20 protein-coding genes and 1 pseudogene are annotated in these 22,773 nt (G+C 71.9%); 9 read left to right on the plus strand and 12 right to left on the minus strand.

Features of this window, described 5'->3' with window-relative positions:
* Positions 1 to 104 precede the first annotated feature (104 nt).
* Positions 105 to 1,529, plus strand: coding sequence for an FAD-binding oxidoreductase (locus ACTVAJ_RS28875; protein WP_470391454.1), 1,425 nt, complete (start codon positions 105 to 107; stop codon positions 1,527 to 1,529).
* An 82-nt stretch (positions 1,530 to 1,611) separates the two neighbouring features.
* Here ACTVAJ_RS28875 and ACTVAJ_RS28880 read toward each other — a convergent pair whose 3' ends face one another.
* The 3 genes from ACTVAJ_RS28880 to ACTVAJ_RS28890 all read right to left on the minus strand — a co-directional run bounded on the left by ACTVAJ_RS28880 (position 1,612) and on the right by ACTVAJ_RS28890 (position 6,184).
* Complete coding sequence (locus tag ACTVAJ_RS28880; RefSeq protein ID WP_470391455.1) at positions 1,612 to 2,754, minus strand: acetyl-CoA C-acetyltransferase; 1,143 nt, start codon at positions 2,752 to 2,754, stop codon at positions 1,612 to 1,614.
* 146 nt (positions 2,755 to 2,900) lie between these two features.
* Positions 2,901 to 4,100 carry a DUF2207 domain-containing protein gene (locus ACTVAJ_RS28885; RefSeq protein ID WP_470391456.1) on the minus strand — a complete coding sequence of 400 codons (1,200 nt, stop codon included), beginning with the start codon at positions 4,098 to 4,100 and terminating at the stop codon, positions 2,901 to 2,903.
* 56 nt (positions 4,101 to 4,156) lie between these two features.
* Positions 4,157 to 6,184 (minus strand): MDR family MFS transporter, encoded by a 2,028-nt coding sequence (locus ACTVAJ_RS28890; RefSeq protein WP_470391457.1) that lies wholly within the window; start codon positions 6,182 to 6,184, stop codon positions 4,157 to 4,159.
* Between the two features lie 197 nt (positions 6,185 to 6,381).
* Here ACTVAJ_RS28890 and ACTVAJ_RS28895 point away from each other — a divergent pair, with 197 nt between their 5' ends.
* A complete protein-coding gene (locus ACTVAJ_RS28895) occupies positions 6,382 to 7,524 on the plus strand; it encodes an acyl-CoA dehydrogenase family protein (protein ID WP_470391458.1) in 1,143 nt (380 codons plus the stop codon).
* Between the two features lie 33 nt (positions 7,525 to 7,557).
* Positions 7,558 to 7,725, plus strand: coding sequence for a hypothetical protein (locus ACTVAJ_RS28900; RefSeq protein WP_470391459.1), 168 nt, complete (start codon positions 7,558 to 7,560; stop codon positions 7,723 to 7,725).
* A gap of 164 nt (positions 7,726 to 7,889) precedes the next feature.
* Here the strand turns inward: ACTVAJ_RS28900 and ACTVAJ_RS28905 are convergent, their stop codons facing one another.
* A complete protein-coding gene (locus tag ACTVAJ_RS28905; RefSeq protein ID WP_470391460.1) occupies positions 7,890 to 8,324 on the minus strand; it encodes a nuclear transport factor 2 family protein in 435 nt (144 codons plus the stop codon).
* A 93-nt stretch (positions 8,325 to 8,417) separates the two neighbouring features.
* Here ACTVAJ_RS28905 and ACTVAJ_RS28910 point away from each other — a divergent pair, with 93 nt between their 5' ends.
* Positions 8,418 to 8,903 carry a MarR family winged helix-turn-helix transcriptional regulator gene (locus ACTVAJ_RS28910; protein WP_470391461.1) on the plus strand — a complete coding sequence of 162 codons (486 nt, stop codon included), beginning with the start codon at positions 8,418 to 8,420 and terminating at the stop codon, positions 8,901 to 8,903.
* 45 nt (positions 8,904 to 8,948) lie between these two features.
* Here the strand turns inward: ACTVAJ_RS28910 and ACTVAJ_RS28915 are convergent, their stop codons facing one another.
* From ACTVAJ_RS28915 to ACTVAJ_RS28940, 6 genes are all read right to left on the minus strand, one after another.
* On the minus strand, positions 8,949 to 9,722 hold the full coding sequence (locus ACTVAJ_RS28915; protein WP_470391462.1) for an NPP1 family protein: 774 nt from the start codon (positions 9,720 to 9,722) through the stop codon (positions 8,949 to 8,951).
* A 155-nt stretch (positions 9,723 to 9,877) separates the two neighbouring features.
* Positions 9,878 to 12,187 (minus strand): SpoIIE family protein phosphatase, encoded by a 2,310-nt coding sequence (locus ACTVAJ_RS28920; protein ID WP_470391463.1) that lies wholly within the window; start codon positions 12,185 to 12,187, stop codon positions 9,878 to 9,880.
* A 152-nt stretch (positions 12,188 to 12,339) separates the two neighbouring features.
* A complete protein-coding gene (locus tag ACTVAJ_RS28925; protein WP_470391464.1) occupies positions 12,340 to 13,041 on the minus strand; it encodes a metal-dependent transcriptional regulator in 702 nt (233 codons plus the stop codon).
* A gap of 454 nt (positions 13,042 to 13,495) precedes the next feature.
* Complete coding sequence (gene pdxH / locus ACTVAJ_RS28930; protein ID WP_470391465.1) at positions 13,496 to 14,149, minus strand: pyridoxamine 5'-phosphate oxidase; 654 nt, start codon at positions 14,147 to 14,149, stop codon at positions 13,496 to 13,498.
* 61 nt (positions 14,150 to 14,210) lie between these two features.
* On the minus strand, positions 14,211 to 14,381 hold the full coding sequence (locus tag ACTVAJ_RS28935; RefSeq protein ID WP_470391466.1) for a hypothetical protein: 171 nt from the start codon (positions 14,379 to 14,381) through the stop codon (positions 14,211 to 14,213).
* Between the two features lie 357 nt (positions 14,382 to 14,738).
* Complete coding sequence (locus ACTVAJ_RS28940) at positions 14,739 to 16,784, minus strand: hypothetical protein (RefSeq protein ID WP_470391467.1); 2,046 nt, start codon at positions 16,782 to 16,784, stop codon at positions 14,739 to 14,741.
* A 471-nt stretch (positions 16,785 to 17,255) separates the two neighbouring features.
* Here ACTVAJ_RS28940 and serC point away from each other — a divergent pair, with 471 nt between their 5' ends.
* Complete coding sequence (serC, locus tag ACTVAJ_RS28945) at positions 17,256 to 18,380, plus strand: phosphoserine transaminase (protein ID WP_470391468.1); 1,125 nt, start codon at positions 17,256 to 17,258, stop codon at positions 18,378 to 18,380.
* A 224-nt stretch (positions 18,381 to 18,604) separates the two neighbouring features.
* Positions 18,605 to 19,603: a glycerophosphodiester phosphodiesterase family protein gene (locus ACTVAJ_RS28950; RefSeq protein WP_470391469.1), complete on the plus strand. Its 999-nt coding sequence runs from the start codon at positions 18,605 to 18,607 to the stop codon at positions 19,601 to 19,603.
* Positions 19,604 to 19,607: 4 nt separating this feature from the next.
* On the opposite strand, the gene ACTVAJ_RS28955 is transcribed toward ACTVAJ_RS28950, so the two are convergent.
* Entirely contained in the window at positions 19,608 to 20,057 is a 450-nt protein-coding gene (locus ACTVAJ_RS28955; protein WP_470391470.1) for a VOC family protein, read from the minus strand.
* Positions 20,058 to 20,129: 72 nt separating this feature from the next.
* Between ACTVAJ_RS28955 and ACTVAJ_RS28960 the strand changes: the two genes are divergently transcribed.
* From ACTVAJ_RS28960 to ACTVAJ_RS28970, 3 genes are all read left to right on the plus strand, one after another.
* Positions 20,130 to 20,729 (plus strand): CGNR zinc finger domain-containing protein, encoded by a 600-nt coding sequence (locus ACTVAJ_RS28960; RefSeq protein WP_470391471.1) that lies wholly within the window; start codon positions 20,130 to 20,132, stop codon positions 20,727 to 20,729.
* A 25-nt stretch (positions 20,730 to 20,754) separates the two neighbouring features.
* A complete protein-coding gene (locus ACTVAJ_RS28965) occupies positions 20,755 to 21,144 on the plus strand; it encodes an SRPBCC family protein (protein ID WP_470391472.1) in 390 nt (129 codons plus the stop codon).
* A gap of 774 nt (positions 21,145 to 21,918) precedes the next feature.
* Entirely contained in the window at positions 21,919 to 22,245 is a 327-nt protein-coding gene (locus ACTVAJ_RS28970) for a transposase (RefSeq protein WP_470391478.1), read from the plus strand.
* A 221-nt stretch (positions 22,246 to 22,466) separates the two neighbouring features.
* Here the strand turns inward: ACTVAJ_RS28970 and ACTVAJ_RS28975 are convergent.
* Positions 22,467 to 22,661 (minus strand): annotated as a pseudogene (locus ACTVAJ_RS28975) (transposase); the annotation flags it as partial.
* Between the last annotated feature and the right edge of the window lie 112 nt (positions 22,662 to 22,773).

The raw sequence follows: 22,773 nt of genomic DNA on the forward strand, positions 1-22,773 counted from the left end.
GTGGGCTTATTTCGACGCGGGTCACCGGCCTAGGCTGGGAGGTAGGGAACAGCGGCGCGCCCGCCCCGCGCCGCTCCGGCCCCGCCACGGCGAGGGGGACAGCCATGGCCCAGCTCAAGACGGCGATCTCCGACACCGCGCTCGAAGCGCTCCGCTCCGGGCTGACCGGTCCCGTGCTCACTCCCGGAGGACCCGGGTACGAGGACGCCCGCACGGTCTTCAACGCGATGGTCGACCTGCGCCCGAGCGCCATCGCCGAGTGCGCGTCCGTCGACGACGTGCGCCGCTGCGTCGAGTGCGCACGTGAGGAGGGCCTGGAGCTCGCGGTGCGCGGCGGCGGCCACAGCGTCGCGGGCATGGGGCTCACCGACGGCGGCCTGGTCGTCGACCTGCGCCGCATGCACTCCGTGACGGTGGACCCGGAGGCGATGGAGGTCAGGGTCGGCGGGGGCGCCCTCATGCGCGACCTGGACGCGACCACCGCACCGTTCGGACTGGCCACCACGGGCGGCCGGGTGTCGACCACGGGTGTCGCGGGTCTGACGCTCGGCGGCGGCTCCGGATGGCTGGAGCGCAAGTTCGGCCTGGCCTGCGACAACCTGCTCAACGTGGACCTGGTGACCGCCGAGGGCGACCGGGTGCACGCCTCGGCCGGGGAGAACGCGGAGCTGTTCTGGGCGCTGCACGGCGGCGGCGGCAACTTCGGCGTCGCCACCCAACTGGCCTTCCGCCTCCACCCGCTGCCGAGGTTCTCGTTCGGCGTGCTGCTGTTCCACCCCGACACGGGCCCGGGCGTGCTCCGGGTGTACCGGAACCTCATGGAGCGGGCCCCGGACGAGCTCGGCGGCGGCGTCATCTACATGGTTCCGGGCCCGGAACCGTTCGTCCCCGACGAGCTGGTCGGCAGACTCATGTGCGCGGTGGTCCTGACGTGCGTGGGCGACGAGCGCATGCTCCGGGACCTGGCCGCTCCGCTCACCCGGATGGGCGCCGAGGCCGAACTCCTCACCGACATGCCCTACGCGGAGGCGCAGAAGGCCCTGGACGACCCGCCCGGACACCGCAACTACTGGTCGGCGGAGCACATGAACTCGCTGCCGGACGAGTTCATCGAGCGGTTCTGCGCCCGCGCCCACCAGATGCTGGTCCCCTCACCGAGCCAGCACGTCCTCTTCCCGTTCGGCGGCGCCATGGACCGCCCCAAGACCGACTACCCCGTGCCCTGGCGCCATGCCGCGTGGGCCGTCCACCCGCTGGCGATGTGGGAGGACCCGGCCGACGACCACCACGCGCGGGAGTGGGTGCACGACGTGCGGGAGGACACCAGCCCCTGGCGGACCGGGGACGTGTACCTGAACTTCGTCGGGGACGAGGACGCCGAACGCGTCGTGGCCGGGCGCGGCCTGGACAACCACCAGCGGTTGGCCGAGGTCAAGCGGGAGTTCGACCCGGACAACGTCTTCCACCGCAACCACAACATCTGGCCCGCCCACACCGGGTACCAGCCCCCGAGGCCCCGGGCGGGCTGAGGCCGGACGAGGCAGCCCCGCGTGCGACCGCGTGAACTCCAGCCGCGCGCGGGGTCAGTCGTGCGGTGCCCGGGAGACGGCCTCAGACCCGCTCGATGATGGTGACGTTGGCCTGCCCGCCGCCCTCGCACATGGTCTGGAGGCCGTAGCGGCCACCGGACCGGTGCAGCTCGTTGACCAGCTTGGTCATGAGGACGGCACCGGTCGCGCCCAGCGGGTGGCCCAGGGCGATCGCCCCGCCGTTGGGGTTCACCTTCGCCGGGTCCGCGCCCAGCTCCTCGATCCAGGACATCGGCACGGGGGCGAAGGCCTCGTTGATCTCGGTGACGTCGATGTCGTCGATGGTCAGCCCGGCCTTGTCCAGCGCGATCCGGGTCGCGGGGATGGGCGCGGTGAGCATGTACACCGGGTCGTCGCCGACCAGGGACAGCTGCACGATCCGGGCGAGCGGGGTCAGACCGTGCTCGCGCACGGCGCGCTCGGAGGCGAGCAGGACCGCGCCCGCGCCCACGGAGATCTGGCTGGCGACGGCGGCGGTGAGCTCCCAGCCCTCGCGCAGCGGCTTGAGGCCCGCCATCTTCTCCAGGGTGGTGTCGGCGCGCACGCCCTCGTCCCGGGTGACCCCGGCCAGGGGCGCGATCTGGTCGTCGAAGCGGCCGTCCTCGATCGCCCGCGCCGCGCGCTGGTGGCTCTCCAGGGCGAAGCGCTCCAGCTCCTCGCGCTTGTAGCCCCACTTCTCGCACATGAGCTGGGCGCCCCGGAACTGGGAGATCTCCTGCATCCCGTAGCGCTCGACCCAGCCGTCGCCGTACAGGCCCAGGCCGTTGTCGATGGCGAACTGGACGTTGGCGCCCATGGGGACCATGCCCATGTTCTCCACACCGGAGGCCACGACCAGGTCCTGGGTCCCGGACATCACACCCTGGGCGGCGAAGTGCACGGCCTGCTGGGAGGAGCCGCACTGGCGGTCGATGGTGACGCCGGGGACGGACTCGGGGAACCCGGCGGACAGCCAGGCGGTGCGGGCCAGGTCGAGGGCCTGCGGCCCGGCCTGGGTCACGCAGCCCATGACGACGTCCTCGACCGCGGCCGGGTCGACCCCGGTGCGCGTGACGAGTTCCTTGAGCACGTGCGCTCCGAGGTCCGCGGGGTGCACGGCCGCGAGAGCGCCCTTCTTCGTGCCGACGGGGGTGCGTACTGCGCCGACGATGTATGCCTCGGCCACGGGGGTCCTCCAGGGACGTGGGTGACGGTTCTAAACCGAACTGTATTCGGTTTGGCTGCCGGGGCAAGCCCCCGCCCCGGCCTTTCCCCTCCGCCGCAGGTCAGCGGACCCCGCTTCGGGGTCCCCCGGTTCGGTCGGCGCCGCGGTCAGCCACCGCCGCCTCCTCCGCCGCCCCCACCGGCACCGCCGCCTCCTCCCCCGCCACCGCCGCCACCGGCGCCCGCGCCCGCGCTCCGGGAGCCGCTCCCCGATCCGGACCCGTCCCCGAAGAGGTACTCGGCCAGGTGGTTCAGCCCGACCGCCAGCCCCGCGAAGCAGCCGAGGACCATGATGCCGACGACCGCGGCAAGGAGGCCTCCGGAGGGCGGTTCGGGCCGGGCGGAGCCCTCGTCCCGATCCGCGGGGTCGGCGGAGTACACGGACGGGGGAAGGGACAGCCGCACGCTCATGGCCTGTCCGGGGGAGAGCCTCCCGTGCCCGGCGGTCAGCAGCGGCCCGGCGGTGTCCGCGCCCGTCTCCGCCCACGCGACGTCGGCGCAGCCTCCGCGGTCGCCGACGTCCCCCGCGTGGCAGTCGGCACCGATCCCGTCGCGGAGCTCCTCCGACTCCCCCCGTTCCCCCGCCTCTCCCGTTCCGGCCCGGGCGGGCAGGTCGGGCAGGTGGAACGTCGCGGTGGTCGACTCGACGGGAACACTCCATCCGCTGCCGACGATGTCGGCGTAGTAGTCCGCCCCGCCGTCCACGGCCGGCGTGGTGAGTCGTTCGTAGGTGTAGGCGATCTCGAAGACGTGCTCACCGGTGAGCGCCGGGTCGGCCCCGAAGTCGCCGACGCGCACGACGGTCCGGCTCTCCGCACGGGGGTCGCCCTCGCCCGGGCTGATCCGCACCGGCAGGCCGTCGGTGCTCCGGGCCCGGACGCCGGTGAGGGCGAAGTCGCGCCATCCGTAGCCGTCGATCCACCCGGTCTCGGGCAGTTCCCGGGTCAGGCCGTGGGAGGGCCGGTCCCCGAAGTCGTAGGTGATGGTCTCGACCATGTCGACCGATCCCGAGGCGTGGACGGTGACCCGGGCGTCGAACCCCGTGACGCGCCACTCGGCCGGCGGGGACTCCCAGTCCCCGAGGAGGTAGGCGCCGAGACCGAGCAGGAGCAGCAGGGCGACACACCCCGCGAGGACGGCCACGGCACGGCGCCTCTCGCGCCCCCCGCGGGGCCTGGTGGTGCGGAGTGTGTCGCGCTCCTCCCGGCGCTCGTCCGCGCGGCGCGCGTCACGCCTGCGTCGGCGCTCGGCGGCGCGGCGCTTGTCACTCCTCCGTCGGCGCTTGGGGGACCGGGACGCGGGGGCCATCGGGCTCACTCTCTCAGGGGGCAACGCACCGGCCATGATCCCCCGCGGAGCCGGGTCTACGCCTCCCGGGGGCCCGGGTTCCGGCCCAGGGCCTCGGCGTCCTCCTCGTCCCCGAGGGTGTCGGCGGTCATCCGCTCCACCGCGGCCACCACCTCCGGGTGTTCGTCCGGACCGTAGTCGGCCAACAGCGACCGCAGCGCCGTGCGCTGGGCGTCGAACACCGCACGGGCCGCTGCGGCCCCGCTCCGGGTGAGCTCCCAGCGACCGCCCTCCTCGTCCAGGTACCCGGCCTCCAGCAGCTCCCGGTGGATCCGCTCCCACCACTCGTCGGAGACACGGGCGACCCGTTCCTCCTCCTCCCGGCTCAGCGGCCCCATCGTCCCCAGGTGGCTGAGCGCCCAGCACGCCTCGGAGGAGACCGTCAACCCGCTGGCCTCCCGCAGGCGGTCGTACATCCCGCGGGCGCCCTCCTTCCCGCAGTGCCGGAACACCGCCTTCTCCACCTGTGCGAGGGGGCCGCGTCCGGCTGCGACGACCGGCGAGACGGCCTCGTCCAGGTCCGGGGACTCCACGGTGGTGCGCAGCGGGACCTGCCGGAGGAACACCGCGAGGACGAACCCGGCCAGGGCCACGGGCACCGCCCACAGGAACACGGTGTCGATGGCGTCGGCGTAGGCCGCCAGGAACGAGGCCTGTGTTTCGGGGGACAGCTGGTCCACGGTGCGCGGATCGCTCTCCAGCGTGGACAGGTCCACCCCGGGCGGAAGCCGGATCTGCTCGGCGCGGTCGGCGAGGTTGGCGGACAGCCGCCCGGCGAACACCGAGCCGAACACGGCGGTCCCGAAGGAGCCGCCGATCGACCGGAAGAACGTGACCGAGGACGTGGCCACGCCCAGATCGCGGTACTCGGCCCCGTTCTGCACGGCCAGCATCACCACCTGCATCACCAGCCCCAGGCCGAAGCCGAGGACGAAGAAGTAGGCGCCCATGGCCACGTCGGCGGTGTCCGGCTCCATGGTCGAGAGCAGGTACAGCCCCACCGACGTCACCGCCATGCCCGCCACCGGGAAGACCTTGTAGCGGCCGGTGCGGGTGACCAGGCGGCCGCTGCCGATCGAGGTCAGGAACAGACCGCCGACCATCGGCAGGAGGTACAGACCCGAGGCCGTGGGCGAGAGACCGTGCGCCACCTGGAGGAACAGCGGCAGGAAGGCCATCGACCCCATCATCGCGACGCCCACGCAGAAACTGATCGCCATGGGGACCACGATCACCCGGTCGCGGAAGAGTCCGAGCGGCATGACCGGTTCCTCGGCGCTGCGGGCCGTCCACCACCAGGCGGTCCCCAGGGCCAGCGCGGCGGCCGCCAGGCCGAGGATCACCGGCGACGTCCACGGGTACATCGATCCGCCCCACGCGGCCACGAGCGTCAGGCACACGGCGGTCGAGGCGAGCAGCAGGATCCCCGCGTAGTCCACGTGCCCCCGGCCCTCCGGGCGGTGCCGGGGCAGGACCGCGAGCACGAGGAGGAAGGCGACGACGCCCAGCGGCAGGTTGACGTAGAACACCCAGCGCCAGCTCAGGTGGTCGACGAACAGTCCGCCGATCAGTGGACCGGCCACGCTGGCGACACCGAACACGGCCCCGAACAGCCCCTGGTACCTGCCGCGCTCCCGGGGCGAGACGACGTCGCCGATGATCGCCGCCGCCAGCACCATCAGCCCGCCCCCGCCGATGCCCTGGATCCCGCGGAAGACGATGAGCTGGAGCATGTCCTGCGCCGTCCCGCAGAGGGCGGAGCCGACCACGAAGACCGAGATGCAGGTGAGGAAGAGCCTCTTGCGGCCGAACTGGTCGCCGAGTTTGCCCCACAGCGGGGTGCTGGCGGTGACGGCGAGCAGGTAGGCGGTGATCACCCAGGACAGGTGGTTGAGCCCGCCCAGCTCGGACACGATCGTCGGCAGGGCGGTCGACACGATGGTCTGGTCCAGCGCCGAGAGCAGCACGCTCAGCATCAGCGCCGTCATGATGGCCGCGATCCGGACGCCCTGCCCCTCCCGCCGCTCGGTCCCGCTCCGCGCCATCGGTGCTCCCTCCGCCCGGGCCCCTCCCGTCGACGGCGGCCCCTCCGGCCACGGTAGGGAGCGGACACCCGCGGGGAGCCGGGGAACCGCCCCGCGCGTGGGAACCTTTGCCCGCCCTTGCCCGCCCCCCTTCAAAACCGAACGTGATTCGGTTACCGTGTGAGCGCACGTGACCGACGACACCCTCGGGGCAGCACATGAAGCGGGAACTCTTCGACGCCGACCACGACCTCTTCCGCGAGAGCGTGAGGGAGTTCCTCAAACGCGAGGTGGTCCCCCACCACGACCAGTGGGAGAAGGACGGGATCGTGCCACGGAAGGTGTGGACGAAGGCGGGCGAGGTCGGCCTGCTCGGCCACGGCGTCCCCGAGGAGTACGGCGGCACCGGGGTCCACGACTACCGGTACAACACGATCGTCAACGAGGAGATCTGCCGCGCCCACGGCAGCGGCCTGGGCATCACCCTCCAGAACGACGTCATGGCCCCGTACATGGTCGGGCTGACCACCGAGGAGCAGAAGCGCCGGTGGCTGCCGGGCTTCGCCAGCGGCGAGCTGATCACGGCGATCGCCATGACCGAGCCCTCGACCGGGAGCGACCTGCAGGGGATCCGCACCACGGCCGTGCGGGACGGCGACGAGTACGTCGTCAACGGGCAGAAGACCTTCATCACCAACGGCGTCAACGCCGACGTCGTGATCGTGGTCTGCCAGACCGACCCCGACGCGGGCGCCCAGGGCTTCTCGCTCGTCGCCGTCGAGCGCGGCACCCCCGGCTTCGAGCGCGGGCGCAACCTCGACAAGGTCGGGATGAAGGCCCAGGACACCGCCGAGCTCTTCTTCTCGGACGTGCGCGTGCCCGCCGCCAACCTCGTCGGGACGGAGAACCAGGGGTTCATCCACCTGATGCAGAACCTGCCCCAGGAGCGGCTGTCCATCGCCACCTGCGCGGTGGCCTCGGCCGACGCCATGCTCCAGCACACGATCGGGTACTGCCGGGAGCGCACCGCCTTCGGCCGCCCGATTGGGCGTTTCCAGAACTCGCGTTTCGTCCTGGCCGAGATGGCCACCGAGGTGGACATGGCCCGGGTGTACGTCGACCGGGGCGTCGAGCTGCTCAACCGGGGCGAACTCACCGTCGAGGACGCCGCCATGGCCAAGTGGTGGACCACCGAGATGTGCAACCGGGTGATGGACCGCTGTCTCCAGCTTCACGGCGGGTACGGGTACATGATGGAATATCCGGTGGCGAAGGCCTGGCAGGACGCCCGCGTCCAGACGATCTACGGTGGCACCACCGAGATCATGAAGGAGATCGTGGGGCGCGGCCTGGGCCTGTGAGACAGTCCCCGTTCGGGAAGGGTCGGATCGGTCATGAGCGGTGCGTGGGACGGCCTCATCGTCATGGGCCTGCTGGTCGTGCTGCTCGTCATCGGCGTGCGCAAGCTCCGGCCCCGGGTGCACATCCCGTGGACGACCAGCGGGATCGTGGTCTTCTTCGTGTTCGTGTGCCTGCTGCTGTGGGCGTGGTCCTGGCGCTGAGCCCGCCGGACACCGCGAACAGGCGCACGAACACCCGCACCGTTGCGCCCGGGTTCGGGCGCTGAGCCTCCCCGGCACCGTGGACCCGGCTCGCCGCCCCGACCGCCCCGCGGCCGTTCGCCGGCACTCGGCGACCCGGCGTCCGCACCGTGACCGGGCCCGTGTCAGAGGGCCCGGCCGAGGGCCTCGGTCAGGGCGACCGGGGTGACCTCCAGGCGGTCGAAGCGCCAGCCGTCATCGGTGCGGCGCGCCCGGTAGCGGTGGATCCCGGCCGCGACGGCCTCCGTCCCGTCGTCGATGACGAAGACGGCGACGTCGTGGGCCCGGACCGTGGCGACCGCGCCGTCGACCTCGATGACGAGGTTGGACTTGGCGTGCATGGTCCGCTGGTAGCGGTCGTGGCCGGAGCGGGCGAGTCCGACGAGCCCGGCGATACCCCGGGCCTCCCCGCGGACGGACGTGACGACGACGTCCTCGGTGAAGAGCCGGTCGGTCTCGTCGTAGCGGCCCTCGTCGATCCACAGACTGTGGCGGGCGACCAGGTCGGCCAGTTCGGCGCGGTCGGCGAGTTCGCGAACCAGGGTCCCGGTGTCGGTCATGACGACTCCCAAAAAGTTAGTCTTTCTAACGTTAGCTACACGAACGAAAGTACATCGTTAGTGCCACTAACACAAGCGGGGTAGGCTGTCCGCATGGAGATCGGCGACGAACTGCGGTTCGACCGCGGCGACCAGACCCCCGAGCGGCTCAGGGGCCAGTTCTCACGCCTCGTCGGGATGACGGCCGTCCAGGCGCGGCGCGCCGCGGGCGACGCGCTCAGCGCGGTGGGCGCCCGCAAGGACGACTTCGTGGTGCTCGCCGCCCTCGCCGAGTTCGGCCCCGCGAGCCAGGCGAACCTGTCCGACCGCACCCGGATCTACAGGAGCGACCTCGTCGCGGTGCTCAACGGACTCGCGGAGGGCGGCTGGGTCCGCCGCTCCCCCGACCCGGCCGACGGGCGCCGCAACGTCATCACCCTCACCGACGACGGCGAGCGCCGCCTCGCCGAACTCGACCGCGTCCTCGACGGTGTCAACGAGCACATCATGGCCCCGCTCGGCCGCGACGAGCGCGCACAGCTGTTCGCCCTGCTCGGCCGGGTCAACGACCACCTCGCCGGGGAGCCGGAGCGCACGTGACCGGCGCGGCCGGGACGGGCGCCCGGACCGCGCCCGTCGTGGGCCTCAGCCCCGGGTGTCGGCGGCGTAGGGGTCGAAGTCGATGCCCGGGGGCATCGCCCGCGCGAGCGCGCCGCCGAACCGGTCGTCCCTGAGGTCGAGCTGGGCGCTGCCGAAGTCCGCCGACGTGAGGACGTCGCGGATGCCCGGCGGGAAGTGGTCCCAGCCCACCAGGTCCGGGTACTGCCACACCCCGTGGTGGTTCTCCGGCGGGTCGTCGTGTCCGGCGGCGAACCGGAAGGCGTGGGTGGACCAGCCGTCCTTGTGGTAGACGATCCTGGCGTGCGTCCCCTCCCACAGGACATCCGAAGCGGGACGGGTGTCGTACTCGCCGTGCGCCGAGGCGGACACGTACCGCGCCTCCCCGCCCTGGACCCACACCACGACGTGCTCCAGGTCGTGCCGGTGCCCGCAGCAGCCGGGGAGGACCTGGTCCTTCTCGAAGTACAGGGCGTACATGTACGCGCACCAGCCGCCGGCGTCGCAGCGGGAGCGCGAGTAGGAGTTGGTGTTGTCCAGGTCGTGGGCGTCGCGGCAGTTCCCGTTGAGCGCCCCGGAGGTGTTCAGCCCCCCGTTCAGGGTGCCGTCCGGACCGATCGCGGGGGTGGGGTAGCAGCCGTCGGTGTCGTAGTCGAAGGCGGGCTGCCACCGCCCTTCGGCCTCGGTGTGGCTCGCGGGCAGGGCGGCCGGCGGGGCGGCCAGGGCGACGCCCGGCAGGGCGAGGACGAGGAGCAGGGCTCCGAGGAGGGCACGGGCGCCGACCCGGGCGGGTCCGGACATGGGGGGTCCTTCCGGAGGGGGGATCCGGTCGCGTGTGCGGGGGGACACGCGTCAGAGCGCACGTTACTCAGCGTGCTCGACGAGGACAAGGAGTGTGCCGGGGATTTCCCCGGAGCCGACGGGTCGGGGGCCGGGTGTCCCACCGAGGCGGAGGGTCAGGCGGGGCCCTCCGCCGACGCGCCCTCGGTCCGCTCCCCGTCCGCCAGCTCGTCGGCCTCCTCGCCGTGCATCGGCATCTCGAACCACACCGCCTTGCCGTCCGGTGTGGGCCGCGAACCCCAGCGCGCGGCGAGCTGCTCGACGAGGTAGAGCCCCCGACCGCCCTCGTCGTCCGCGGCGGCGCTGCGGATACGGGGCAGCCTCAGGTCGTGGTCGAAGACCTCCACCCACACGGCGGACGCGCCGCGGCGCAGGCGGAGCAGGAACTCCTTCTCCTCCGTGTCCTCGTCCGGCTCGTCGGTGGAGGCGACCTCCTCCAGCAGGTCGGTCCAGTCCTCGTCGAACTCGTCGGCCATGCCGCCCGCGTCGAAGGGGGTCTCGGAGTCCAGGACCCCGTTGCCCGTGAACTCGCGGTGCACCGGGTGCGGGGTGGCGTGGATGACGACGTTGGTGACGATCTCCGAGACCAGCAGGCACGCCAACTCCGCCTGGTCGCGGTCCATCCCCCACTCCTTGAACGTGTTGGCGGCCAGGTGGCGCGCCTCGCCCACGGTGGAGGCCTCGGACCGGAACCAGCCCTCGCGCAGAGCGAGTTCGTCGGAGTGGGTGCGCACGACCAGGAGCGCGGTGTCGTCGTCCATCTCGCCGGGCACGCTGTGCACGGCCGCCTCGGCGATCTGCTCGACGTCCTTGTCGGCGACCTCGGTGACGCGTTCGGCCAGCCGCAGGAGGGCCCCCTCCGGGTCGGGCCGGCCGCCCGCGGGGCGCCGGTCCACCAGGCCGTCGGTGTACAGGACCAGGGTGGCGCCGATCGGGAGCCGCAGGTCGGCCTGGTGGTAGACGATGTCCTCACCGGCGCCGCCGCGCGCGCGGACGCCCAGCATGCGGTCGGTGACCTCCAGGTCGAGGGTCTCGACCGCGTCGGAGGTGACCAGCAGCGGCGAGGCGTGCCCGGCGTTGGCGTAGGACAGTTCGCGGGACCAGGCGTCGTAGACCATGTAGAGGCAGCTCACGCTGGGGATCCACGTGCCGCCGTCACCGTCGGGCTGGCCGAGCTGGCGGACCCACTCGTCGAGTTCCCGGAGGATGTCGGCGGGTTCGCGGTCCGCCTGGGCGAACGCGCGCAGGGCGGCGCGGAGCTGGCCCATGACGGCCGCGGCGTGCGGTCCGCGCCCCTCCACGTCGCCGATGACCAGGCCCACCCGTCCCGCGGAGAGCGGGATGGCGTCGTAGAAGTCGCCGCCGACCTGGGTCTGCACGCCGTAGCCGTGTGCCTGGAGCGGGCCGGCCGGAAGGTAGCGGTGCGCGAGGGTGAGGCCGTCGAGCTGCGGGAAGCTGCTCGGCAGCAGGCTGTTCTGGAAGGCCAGCGCGGTGCTGCGCTCCTCCTCGAAGAGCCGGGCGTTGTCGATGGCCAGGGCCACGCGCGAGGCGATCGCGCCGACCAGGTCGCGGTCGAACCCGCCGTAGGTGCTCTTCTGCCGGGGGGAGAGTCCGGACAGGGCCAGGGTCAGCACCCCGAGCACCTCGCCGCGCGCCCGCAGCGGCGCGGCGATCGCGGAGGTGACGCCGACCTGGCGGGAGACGAGGTTGGACCGGTCGGTGGGCGAGTTCTCCAGGAGGTAGTCACTGCTGACCACGGTCTCCAGGCGGCGCAGGGCCTGGGTGACGAAGTGGCGTTCGGAGTAGTGGACCTCCTCGCCGACCCCGAACCACGTGCGCTCGGGCGGGGTCCAGCCCTCGGCGTGCACCGAGACCTGCCGGACCAGGCGGTCGTGGTCGTACAGGTCGATGAAGCAGTGGTCGGCGAACTGCGGGACGAGGATGCCCGCCACGCCCTTGACCGTGGAGTCGAACTCCAGGGAACTGGCCAGGCGGCTGCCGATCCGCTCCAGCAGGCCGTACTGCTCCTCCACCCGGCCGCTGCGCAGGGCCTCGCGCGCGATCAGGGTGATGCCGTCGATCTCGCCTTCCTCGTTGCGCAGCGGGACCGCCTGGGCGCGCACGTGGATCCAACTGGCGTCGCCCTTGAGCACGGCGAAGGTGCCCTCCCACGGCTCGCCGCGCAGGACACGGCGAGCCAGCTGGGAGGCGTGTTCGCGGTCGGACTCGTGGATCCCGATGTCGAGCAGGGAGAGTCCGACGTAGTCACGGCCGTCGACGAAACCGAAGAGCTCGCGGGCGAAGGGGTTCCAGTACCTGAGCAGGCTGAATCGGTCGATGACGACGATGGCGATCTGCGCCTGGTCCACCACGGCGGCCGTGGCCAGCGCGTCGCTCTCCCGGAAGGGCTCACCCCACCGTGTCATCTAGCCGCCACCTCGCCGTCATGAGCTGCGCACATGCCCGCTCCCGGTACCCCGAACGACCGCACCTTGGGCCGAGCGTAGCAACACCGTCAACGTTCCCGCAGCGCATTGAGACAATCCCGATGTGCCACCCATCCAGGTATACGAACGGTTCACGGCTTGGCGACGAAGATGTGCCCGGCGACGTCCGCCGGAAGGTCGGCGGATCCGGCCTCCCCACCCGTGACGCGCACCCCGTCGTCCGAGGCGCGCAGGACCACTTCCTGATCCGGTTGTACCCCGGAACGGCGGAGGGTGAGCATGATGTCGGCGTCGGACTGCAACTGCTCGCTGATGCGTCGAACGGTGACGGTGGTGTCGCTGTTGCCCGCGACGTCGATCATGGGGACGATCGAGTCGTCGGTGAACGGCTCCGGAGCGTAGTCCTCCAGGCCCAGCTCGTCCAGTCCGGGGATGGGGTTGCCGTGCGGGCACACCGAGGGGGCGTTGAGGAGGGTGACGAGCCGTTCCTCCACCGCCTCGGAGATGACGTGCTCCCAGCGGCAGGCCTCGATGTGGACGTCCTCCCAGGGGAGGCCGATGACGTCGACGAGCAGGCGCTCCGCCAGGCGGTGCTTGCGCATGACGTGGGTGGCCAGGCGTCGGCCCTCCGCCGTCATGACCAGGTGCCGGTCGTTCTCGACGCGCAGCAGACCGTCGCGCTCCATGCGGGCCACGGTCTGGCTCACGGTGGGGCCGCTCTGGTGCAGGCGTTCGGCGATGCGGGCCCGAAGCGGGACGATCCCCTCCTCCTCGAGCTCGAAGACCGTCCGGAGATACATCTCCGTGGTGTCGATCAGCCCGTGTGCGGTCAAGTCTCCCCTCCCAAGGCTCTGTGCCCGTCGCGCGTTCACGGCGGGCACGGCAGGTCTCTCACAACACAGGCCGGGGGTACGTGATTCCCAGGGGCCGAGTGGGGACCGGGACGTCCGCAGGACCGCGGGAGCGACCACCGATACCGCAAGCATATCGCGACGGCACGGACCCGATTTTCGACGGGGTCTCACGATACGGACACGCCGCCAGGGCCCGGATCCGATCGGAACCCGGTACGCGACGGACCGCCCCGGCGCGACGGACCCCGCCGATCCGGGGCACGGGTCCCCGCGCACGTGGGATCGTGGTGTCCTGGGGCTCGAACGCGGCCCCGGCCCGGCCCACGATATACCGAACGAACGTACGAAGCGCCCTCGGAGCGCCTGGAGCGGTGCGCAAGGGGCGCGCGCGAGGCTGCGCGGGGCTCCCCCGAGCGCCCCCGGCGGCACCGCCTCAGGGTGCGAGCCGCTCGATCCGCCAGCCCCCCGCCCCGTCAGAGGTGTAGACGAAGCGGTCGTGCATGCGGTCGGCGCCGCCCTGCCAGAACTCCACCTCCTCCGGGACGAGCCGGTAGCCGCCCCAGTAGGCGGGGCGGGGGATCGGTTCGTCCTCGGCCCACACGTGGTCGAACTCGCGGTAGAGGCGGTCCAGCTCGTCGCGGTCGGCCACCGGCTGGGACTGCCTCTCGCTCGCCCACGCGCCGATCTGCGACCCGCGCGGACGGGAGGCGAAGTAGCGGTCGTTCTCGGCGTCCGTCAGACGGGTGACCCGGCCGGCGACGAGGACCTGGCGGCGGACCGCGTGCCAGGGGAAGACGACGCTGGCACGCGGGTCGGCGTCCAGGGCCCGGCCCTTGCGGGAGGTGTAGTTGGTGAAGAAGCGCAGGCCGCGGCGGTCGTAGCCCTTCATCAGCACGGTCCGGGCGCGCGGCATCCCCGTGGTCTCGACCGAGGCGAGCACCATGGCGTTGGGCTCGGCGAGGTCGGAGGCGTAGGCCTCGTCGAACCACAGGTGGAACTGCGTCATGGGATGGTCGGCCAGGTCGGTACGGCGCAGAGGGTCGCCCATGTACGGTTTCCGCAGTTCGGCAGCGTTTCGGTGGTCCACGTGGGGCATCCTCTCGCGTCACGGGCCGCCCGCGCCACCCCGAACTCCGTCGCGCCACCGGTCACAGGCATCCGGACCGGGGCGCGGGAGGGTCGGCGCTGACCTGACCGCACGAGGCGATGATGTGCTGGCGCTCCCCGTCCGACTCGGGCCCGACCAGGACCAGCTGCACCATGCGGTCGGCGTGCCAGTTGCCGTCCACCTCGCTGTCGAACTGGATGTACCCGGTCATCCCGGACAGGTTCCCGGTGTTCCTGATCCCACCGAGCAGCGCGTCGCGTGTCCGTTCGTGGTCCTCGGGCGTCCGGAGGAACGGTGGCCCGCCGAAACCGAGGACGGGGGCCCGCGTCCGGGTCGTCGCCGCCGACGTCCGCGGTCGGCAGCGCCTCGGCGACCACCAGCAGGGCGTCGTAGGCCACGGCGGCGTGCGCGATCGAGGGCAGGTCCTCCGGGGCGACCTCCCCGTCCACGCAGGCGCTGCCGCCCCGGCTCTGGAGCCCCTCGTGGAACCGGGTGAAGTCCACCGCACGGCCCGCGAAGTAGACCAGGCCCGGGGTGTGCCGCGTGCACAGCAGGGTGAGCTGGCGGCTCAGGTCCGGCGGTTCCCCGCCGCCCGCGGGCCGCTCCCCGGTCTCGTAGAACCGTCGGAGAACTCGTCCGGACCGAGGCCCTCCGGCGGCTCCCACACCCGGCCGCCCTCGGCCCGGAACGCCCGGATGAACTCCTGGGCCGGGTGGGGCCCGTAGGTGTCGCGGTGCTCGCCCTCCTCGTCCAGGGACACGCTGGCGAGGGCGACCGCCGACCGGGCGGGCTCCAGGCCGCCGTCGCCCCACGGCACCCCGTTGTAGGCCCAGTGGGCGGCCTGCGCGGCGATCCGGGAGTTGGCGGGGGCGATGGGGAAGTAGAACCCGCTGTGCTCCCGGTTGCCGTACCGGGAGACGTCGTCGAACGTGGCGGTGCTGCCGACCATGGGCAGTTGGGCGTCGCCGACCATCATGATCGCCTGGCTGTTGGGCACCACGCTGTGGCCGAACCCGACGGCGGCGACCGGGCGGTCCGTGCCCAGGTCCTCGTCCTCCACGAGCCCCGCGATGTCCTCCGCCACCGTCTCCGCGTGGTTCCAGCCCTGCCCCGCGTTGGCGATCAGGAGCCTGGTCTGCGGCCGCCCCTCCCGCGAGGGCCGGTTGTGCCGCTCCTGGCTGTGCGCCAGGCCGAGCAGTTCGCCCTGGACCCCGGAGAGCGAGGGGTCGTCCTCGTCGGCGACGTCCAGCGCCCCGAGGTAGAGCACGGTCACGTAGGGCTCGTCGCCCTCCTCCACGGCCTGGCTCTGCTCGTGGATGAGGTCGGTGACCTCCTCCAGGCGGTCGTGGAACACGAAGTCCCCGGAGGTGACGCCCACGCACTCGGAGCCGATCCGCGTGATGCCCCGGGGGACGAACGCCCCGTCCTGGACGCAGGGGTGCCTGGCCTGGACCAGGTCCGGGATCAGCCACACGCCGAGCAGCGCGGCCGCGGCCGCCACGGCGACCGTCCCGGCGGCCCAGTTCCCGACCAGGGCGGGGACCGTCAGGACCCACTCGGGTTCGGGCCGCCGCAGGAGGCGCTTGCGCTCGTCGTCCGTGGGTGGGGGCACCCTCTGCCCGATGAGTCGGTTGACACCGAGGCCCCCGGCCGCGTACCGCAGGCGGTGCCACCGGCGAACCGCGTCGAGCGGGGCCTCGCCGCGCGCGCTGCGCTCCTTCCTGGGGGTCTGGGGCCCCTCCGGCAGAGCGGGACAGCGGTCGACCGCGAGGAAGCCGTTCACCAGGGACGCGGTCCTGTCGTTGCGCACCTGGACGATCAGGAGGGGGTCGGGGAAACCGCGGCGGAGGCGTTCATCCCCGATCAGTCGGACCAGGTAGCGCTCGACCCGGCTCGCCCGGTGCTGGTCGATGACCAGGACGGGCCGCTGGGACCGCTTGCGGCGCGGGGCGGGCAGGAGCGAGGGGCCGGAGTCGCCGTAGGTCTGGTGGAGGTCGTCCAGGAGGGCGTTGACGGCCAGGCGGTGGATGCCGAGCGGGCGCGGGTGCCTGTCGTCGTCCGCGACACTGGCCGTGTTCTTCTCGTACGCGTGGAGCTGGTTGAGGACGCGGATGCCGCGCGCTCGGTGGTCGACACGGGTGTCCGGGCCGTCGAGGCCGGACGGTTCCCTCCTCGGCTGCGCCGGGCGTTCCGGCTCGGCCTTGCGCTCCTTCCTCCTGGAGAACCTGGACGGGCCGCGCAGCCGCCGCTTGGAGGAAGGGGCCGTCCGTTCCGGGCGTCGGTCGGGTTCCTCCGCCGCGCGCCCGGCGGAGTCCTCTCCCGCTCCCGCAGGCTCGGGGGGATCCTCCCAGACCAGGTAGCGGTGGCGGTGGAGCCAGCGGTAGGACCGCCAGGGCAGCAGGAGGAAGAAGGCGATGACGGCGTAGGAGCCGGCCAGCACCACCGCGGCAAGGACGCCGACGATCCGGTTCGCCTGCTGGGCCCACAACCCCAGGACGGCGAAGGGAGCCGCCGTGACCACGAGTGAGACGAGGAAGGTGAGGAGGGTCAGGATCTTCTCGTCGAGCCCGCCGAAGGTGATGTGCGTCGACACCCTGGCCACGCGTGCGGACATCTGGGCCACGTGGTGGGCGATCCGGCGCCAGAACAGGACGGCCCTGGCCCTGGCGGCGCTCCACCGGCTCCCCAGCCGATCGTGAGCGGTGTCGGCGGCGGGCGACCCGGCGCTCCATCCGGGCGAGGACGGCGTGCGTCCGCGGTCCGGGGCGGCCCCTCAGGGCGTCGAACACCCGGAGGCAACCGTGGTCGGGGCGGTCTCCTGGGACCTCACGGGTGTCGGACGTGCACTCCTTCGCCATGCCGGACCCCTCCCACGGGTTGTGTCGTCTCCTCCACCCCCCGATGGCGGCACCATGAGACATCACGCGGACCCGATGCTTCATCCTCTTTCCGGCAATTCCTCCTGTCCCATATCGGCCAGAACTTCTGGCGATGTGATTCCGCGATATCGGCGTCACGGATGTTCACGCAACCAATCCACGCCCTGACCGGCGGTGTCGGGGGCGCCACCACTACCCTGGGGACCGTGACCGACGACATTCAGATTCCCGCGAACCTGCTGCCCTCCGACGGCCGTTTCGGCAGCGGCCCGTCCAAAGTCCGCCCGGAGCAGCTGGAGGCTCTGGCCTCCTCCGGAACCCGCTACATGGGCACCTCCCACCGCCAGAAGCCGGTGAAGTCCCTGGTGTCCCGGGTGCGCTCGGGCGTGAGCGACCTCTTCTCCCTCCCCGAGGGCTACGAGGTCGTGCTCGGCAACGGCGGTACGACCGCCTTCTGGGACATCGCCGCCCACGGCCTGCTGCGCTCCAAGTCGCAGCACCTGGCGTTCGGCGAGTTCTCCAGCAAGTTCGCGAAGGTCGCCCAGGGCGCTCCGTGGTTGGAGGAGCCCACCGTCGTCAGCACCGACCCGGGCAGCCACGGCGAGGCCGTCGCGGAGGCCGGTGTGGACGCGTACGCGCTCACCCACAACGAGACCTCCACCGGTGTGGCCGCCCCGATCAGGCGGGTGGCGGGCGCCGACGACGACGCGCTCGTGCTCGTGGACGCCACCAGCGGCGCCGGGGGCCTGCCGGTCGACATCGCCGAGACGGACGTGTACTACTTCGCGCCGCAGAAGAGCTTCGCGGCCGACGGCGGCCTGTGGATCGCGGTCATGTCGCCCAGGGCACTGGCGCGCGTGGAGGAGATCGCGGCGGGCGGCCGGTACATCCCGGAGTTCTTCTCGCTGACCACGGCGGTGGCCAACTCCCGCAAGGACCAGACCTACAACACCCCGGCCGTGGCCACGCTCCTGCTGCTCGCCGAGCAGCTGGAGTGGATGAACACCCGGGGCGGTCTGGAGTGGACGGTCGCGCGCACGGCCGAGTCGTCGTCCATCCTGTACAACTGGGCCGAGAAGTCCCCGGTGGCCTCGCCCTTCGTCACCGACCCGGCCAAGCGGTCGCAGGTGGTCGGCACGATCGACTTCAGCGACGACGTCGACGCCGCCGCGATCGCGAAGGTCCTGCGCGCCAACGGCGTCGTGGACACCGAGCCGTACCGCAAGCTCGGCCGCAACCAGTTGCGCGTCGCCATGTTCCCGGCGGTGGAGCCGGGCGACGTCCAGAAGCTCACCGAGTGCGTGGACTTCGTGCTCTCGCGCCTGTCCTGAGGGTTAGCGCCCGAGCGGCGCCGTCCGTCACACGGGGCCGACCGACGACCGGTCGGCCCCGTGCCGCGTCCGGGACCCGGTGCCCGTCGGGCCGGGTCCGTCGTCCGGGCACGGTCGGAGCGGGGTGCGGTCTCGGGGAGAATGGATCCTCCGGCCCCTCTCGCGGGGCGGCCGTGATCCCCCAGGACTCTGTCGTCTACTCCGCTTCCCAGGACGGTTCGGCTGTGCGCAGGAACAAGAAGGAACTCCCGATCACGATCATCTCGCACCGGGGGGCGTCGGGCCACCGCCCGGAGCACACCCTGGCCTCCTACGAGCTGGGGGCCCGGTACGGGGGCGACTTCATCGAGATGGACCTGGTCGCCACCAAGGACGGGAAGCTGATCTGCCGCCACGAGCAGGAGATCGGCGGGACCACCGACGTGGCCGAGCACCCGGAGTTCGCCGACCGCCGCACCACGCGCACGATCGACGGGCACGAGGTGGAGGGGTTCTTCGCCCAGGACTTCACGCTGGCCGAGATCAAGACCCTGCGCGCGGTGGAGCGGCTCCAGGACGTGCGCAAGATGAACGCGATGATGGACGGGTCCTACGAGATCCCGACCCTGGACGAGGTGATCGAGCTCGCGTTCGCGCTGACCGCGGAGCTGAAGCGCCCGATCGGGATCTACCCGGAGACCAAGCACCCCGCCTACCACGTGTCCCAGGGGCTGGAGCTGGAGCCGACGCTGATCGCGACACTGCGCGAGGCCGGACTGACCGGCCCGGAGCCCAGGGTCCCGGTGTTCCTCCAGTCCTTCGAGGCGGAGAGCCTGCGCAAGCTCGCCGAGACGGAACTGCCCCTGGTCTACCTCATGGGCACCGAGGAGCACTGGCTGCACTACACCACCCCGGACGGCCTGGCGGAGGTCGCCTCCTTCGCGCACGCGATCGGCCCGCACAAGAGCCTGGTGGTCCCGACCACCGAGGACGGCGGGCTGGACGAGCCCACCGACCTGGTGGAGAACGCGCACGAGGCCGGGCTCCTGGTGCACCCGTACACGTTCCGCAGCGAGAACCACTTCCTGCCCGAGCAGCTGCGCTCGGACGGCGAGCCGGGCGACTACGGGGGCTTCGCGGCGGAGTACGAGGCCTTCTTCGAGGCCGGGGTGGACGGGGTGTTCACCGACTTCTCCCGGCACGCCTTCCTCGTCCGCGAGCACTTCCTCAACCCGGAGGGGTAGGGGGTCACTGGACGTCGAACTCGTTGCCCTCGGGGTCGAGCATGGTGACGAGCGAGACCCCGGGCTCCTCGATCTCGCGCACCGCGGTCGCGCCGAGTCCCTCCAGGCGCCTGACCGTCGCGGCCCGCCGCTCGGGCCCGACCCGCAGGTCGAGGTGGAGGCGGTTCTTCACCGTCTTCCCCTCGGGGATCCGCTGGAAGAGGAGGCGTCGGCCCAGGCCGATGCCGGTGTCCGCCTGCACGGGGTCGTCGGGGTGGCGGATCGCGGCGAGGGTGACGAACGCCCGGCGCCCGTCCACCTCGGTGTAGTCGTCCTCCCCGACCATGCCCGCCGCCTCCAGGCGTCCGATGAGCGCGTCGTTGTCCTCGGGCTCGTACTCCAGGGCCGCCGCCCAGAAGCGCGAGAGCGCGATCGGTTCGGCGCAGTCCACGACGAGCTGCCAGTCCACGGCCATCGGTGGTCTCCCTGGGATCATCCGGGGGCCGCTGGGCTCCCCCGCGTCAGTGATTCCAGTTATACTGGTTACATGAGCACGAGCGCAACGGGCATGCCGATGCACCCTCCGAACGGGGCGAGCTACCTGTTCGACCCAGGGGCTCTGTGCCTGGAACTGCTCACCACGGGCGGCCCCGACGAGCTGGCCCGGTGGGAGGTGCTGCACGCCCCCGCCGACCTGCACACCTGGCTGGCGGCGTGCCGCCTCCGCCTGGACCCGTCAAAGGTGCGGGTGGCGGAGGCAGACGTGACCGACGCGCGCCGCCTGCGGGACGCGATCCTGCGCGTGACCCGCGCGACGGCGCACGGAAGGCCGCTCCCGGAGGAGGACGTGGCCCAGATCAACCTGTGCGCCGCGAGGGCCCCGCTGGTGCCGGAGATGGACCCCGGCGGGACCGCCTCCTGGGCCTCCCCCGCCGACGCCTCGCAGGCGCTGTCGACCGTCGCCCGCGACGCCGTCGAGCTGTTCACCGGGGCCTACGCCGACCGCGTCCGCGAGTGCGGCGGGCACAACTGCCTGTTGCTCTTCGTCGACACCTCCCGCCCCGGGAGGCGGCGGTGGTGCGCCATGGAGCGCTGCGGCAACCGCGAGAAGGTCCGCGCACTGCGCGCACGACGGAACCAGCCCTGAGGGAGACGCCGCAGAAGAGGTCGGAGTGACGCGGGACGCGGGGTACCGGATCGGGGTGTCACGCACACCGCCCCTGCCCGCCGAACGGGTGTGGCGGTTCATGACCGGCAGGGAGGGGCTGGAGCTGTGGCTCGGCCCGTCACCGTCGGTCGAGCTGTGCCGGGGCGGCACCTACCGGACAGCGGACGGCACCGCGGGCGGGGTGCGCGGCCTCCGCGAGGGGCCGCGGCGCTACCACGTGCGGCTCACGCACCGGCCCCCGGGCGGCGCGGAGACCATGGTGCAGGTCGCGGTCACCCCGAAAGGCGGGCGCTGCGTCCTGTGCTTCCACCAGGAGCGGATGGGCGCCCCCAGGAGCGGGCGGAGCGCCGCGAGCACTGGCGGCGGGTCGTGGACGAGGTTGAGGGGACGCTAACCCCGGCGGGCGAGTAGCACGATCCCGACGATGACCAGCACGGCCACGCCCGAACCGACGAAGGGACCCTCCCCATACTCCTGCCCACGCTCGTCGCCCGCTCCCGGGAAAACCTGGCTTCAGATCAGGTGCGGTGGCTCCACCGGGCACTTCAGCTCGGAGAAAGAATGCCCCGTACCGAGGGCTACGGAACTAGAGGGCGCCTGAAAAGGGTCAGGGCGATACAGACCGGACAGGTGACCCCTACAGTCGGAGGCCGACGGTGCCCGGACGTCCCCCGTACTCCGCTGACCTGTCTGACTCCGAGTGGGAGGTCCTCGCCCCACTCATCCCCGCGCACGGGTCGGGCGGACGCCCCGTCCTACACCGAGCGGCACGAGATCACAGGCGCGCTGGCCTACTGGGCCAGAGCCGGGTGCGCGTGGAGGCTGCTGTCCCACGATTTCCCACCCTGGCAGAGGCGTCCACCACCACTGGAGGCTGTGGCGCCGTCAGGGCCTCTGGGAGCAGATCCTGGATCGCCTGCGCCGGCGCGAACGGATCCGTAACGGCCGCCCCCGGTCCCCAGTGCGGGGATCATCTACTCCCAGAGCGCCAAGTCCGCCGACCGCGGTGGACTTCACGGCTACGACGGAGGCACGAAGGTCAACGGGACCAGGCCTCACCCGCTGGTCGACACGATGGGCCCGTGCTCGCGGTCCGTGTCAGCCCCGCGAACGCTGGAGACCGCGATGGTGCTGCTGTCTGTGACTGGCATCGGACCTGTTCCCGCGTCTGCGGCAGGTCTGGGCCGACCAGGGGTATCGCGGTCAGGACTTCGCGGAGTGGGCGCGCCGGGCGGTGGACGTCACCATCCAGGTCGTCCAGCGGCGTGACGGCGGCTTCCGGGGCACCCGAGCTCCACGGGGTGCTCCTGCGCGTGAGGCGCACCGGTTCGCGGTCGTGCCGCGTCGGTGGGTCGTCGAGCGCACGTTCGCCTGGCTGGGCAAGTACCGGCGCACCGCCAAGGACTACGAGTACCTGGCCGCGAACTCCGAAAGCGTTATCCACCTCGCGATGAGTATGACCCTGCTCCACCGCCTGGCCCGAACACCGCCCTGACCCTTTTCAGACGCTCTCTAGTACTGCAACGACAGATTGTTGCCTGTGCGTCCGCGGTAGTGGCTCGCTCGGGCACGCTGCTGGGAACGGCGTCTGAAGCGGCACCACTCCAGGACATGCTCGACCGGGTGGAAGATCCGCGCTGCCACCCGGTCGAACAAACACCGGATCTCGTTCACGCTCAAGGTGATCCCACACACGCTCGAGGTGTGTTCTGATCCCCCCTTTTGAACAGCTTGTCGGAGCCGAACCAGGCACATTAAAGCGGCCACGGAAAAGGTGATGTTCCGGTACCACGCTCGATAACCTCGCATCTGGTGGCGATCCAGTCTGGCCTCGTTCTTCGCGCTCTGGAAGCACTCCTCGACCGCCCAACGGGACCCGGCCACCCGCACCAGTTCCTCGAGAGAGGTGTCCTCAGAGCTGACCTCAAGAGCCGTCGGTGTGCTTGTAGCAGATGAGGATGCAGGCGGTGCCGAGCATGGCCAGGAAGGTGGAGGCCTTGCGCTCCCAGCGCACGTTCAACCT

It is taken from the genome of Nocardiopsis sp. KDC1DS13DA1 (assembly GCF_055632325.1).

Excerpts from the sequence above, each read along its gene's own strand:
- ACTVAJ_RS28955 (WP_470391470.1), bottom strand. The coding sequence starts at position 20,057 with ATGGCCGTGGACTGGCAGCTCGTCGTGGACTGCGCCGAACCGATCGCG.
- ACTVAJ_RS28935 (WP_470391466.1), bottom strand. The coding sequence starts at position 14,381 with ATGACCGGGTACATCCAGTTCGACAGCGAGGTGGACGGCAACTGGCAC.
- ACTVAJ_RS28890 (WP_470391457.1), bottom strand. The coding sequence starts at position 6,184 with ATGGCGCGGAGCGGGACCGAGCGGCGGGAGGGGCAGGGCGTCCGGATC.
- ACTVAJ_RS28960 (WP_470391471.1), top strand. The coding sequence starts at position 20,130 with ATGAGCACGAGCGCAACGGGCATGCCGATGCACCCTCCGAACGGGGCG.
- ACTVAJ_RS28895 (WP_470391458.1), top strand. The coding sequence starts at position 6,382 with ATGAAGCGGGAACTCTTCGACGCCGACCACGACCTCTTCCGCGAGAGC.
- ACTVAJ_RS28900 (WP_470391459.1), top strand. The coding sequence starts at position 7,558 with ATGAGCGGTGCGTGGGACGGCCTCATCGTCATGGGCCTGCTGGTCGTG.
- ACTVAJ_RS28915 (WP_470391462.1), bottom strand. The coding sequence starts at position 9,722 with ATGTCCGGACCCGCCCGGGTCGGCGCCCGTGCCCTCCTCGGAGCCCTG.
- ACTVAJ_RS28920 (WP_470391463.1), bottom strand. The coding sequence starts at position 12,187 with ATGACACGGTGGGGTGAGCCCTTCCGGGAGAGCGACGCGCTGGCCACG.
- ACTVAJ_RS28875 (WP_470391454.1), top strand. The coding sequence starts at position 105 with ATGGCCCAGCTCAAGACGGCGATCTCCGACACCGCGCTCGAAGCGCTC.
- ACTVAJ_RS28905 (WP_470391460.1), bottom strand. The coding sequence starts at position 8,324 with ATGACCGACACCGGGACCCTGGTTCGCGAACTCGCCGACCGCGCCGAA.
- ACTVAJ_RS28940 (WP_470391467.1), bottom strand. The coding sequence starts at position 16,784 with ATGTCCGCACGCGTGGCCAGGGTGTCGACGCACATCACCTTCGGCGGG.
- ACTVAJ_RS28910 (WP_470391461.1), top strand. The coding sequence starts at position 8,418 with ATGGAGATCGGCGACGAACTGCGGTTCGACCGCGGCGACCAGACCCCC.
- ACTVAJ_RS28885 (WP_470391456.1), bottom strand. The coding sequence starts at position 4,100 with ATGGCCCCCGCGTCCCGGTCCCCCAAGCGCCGACGGAGGAGTGACAAG.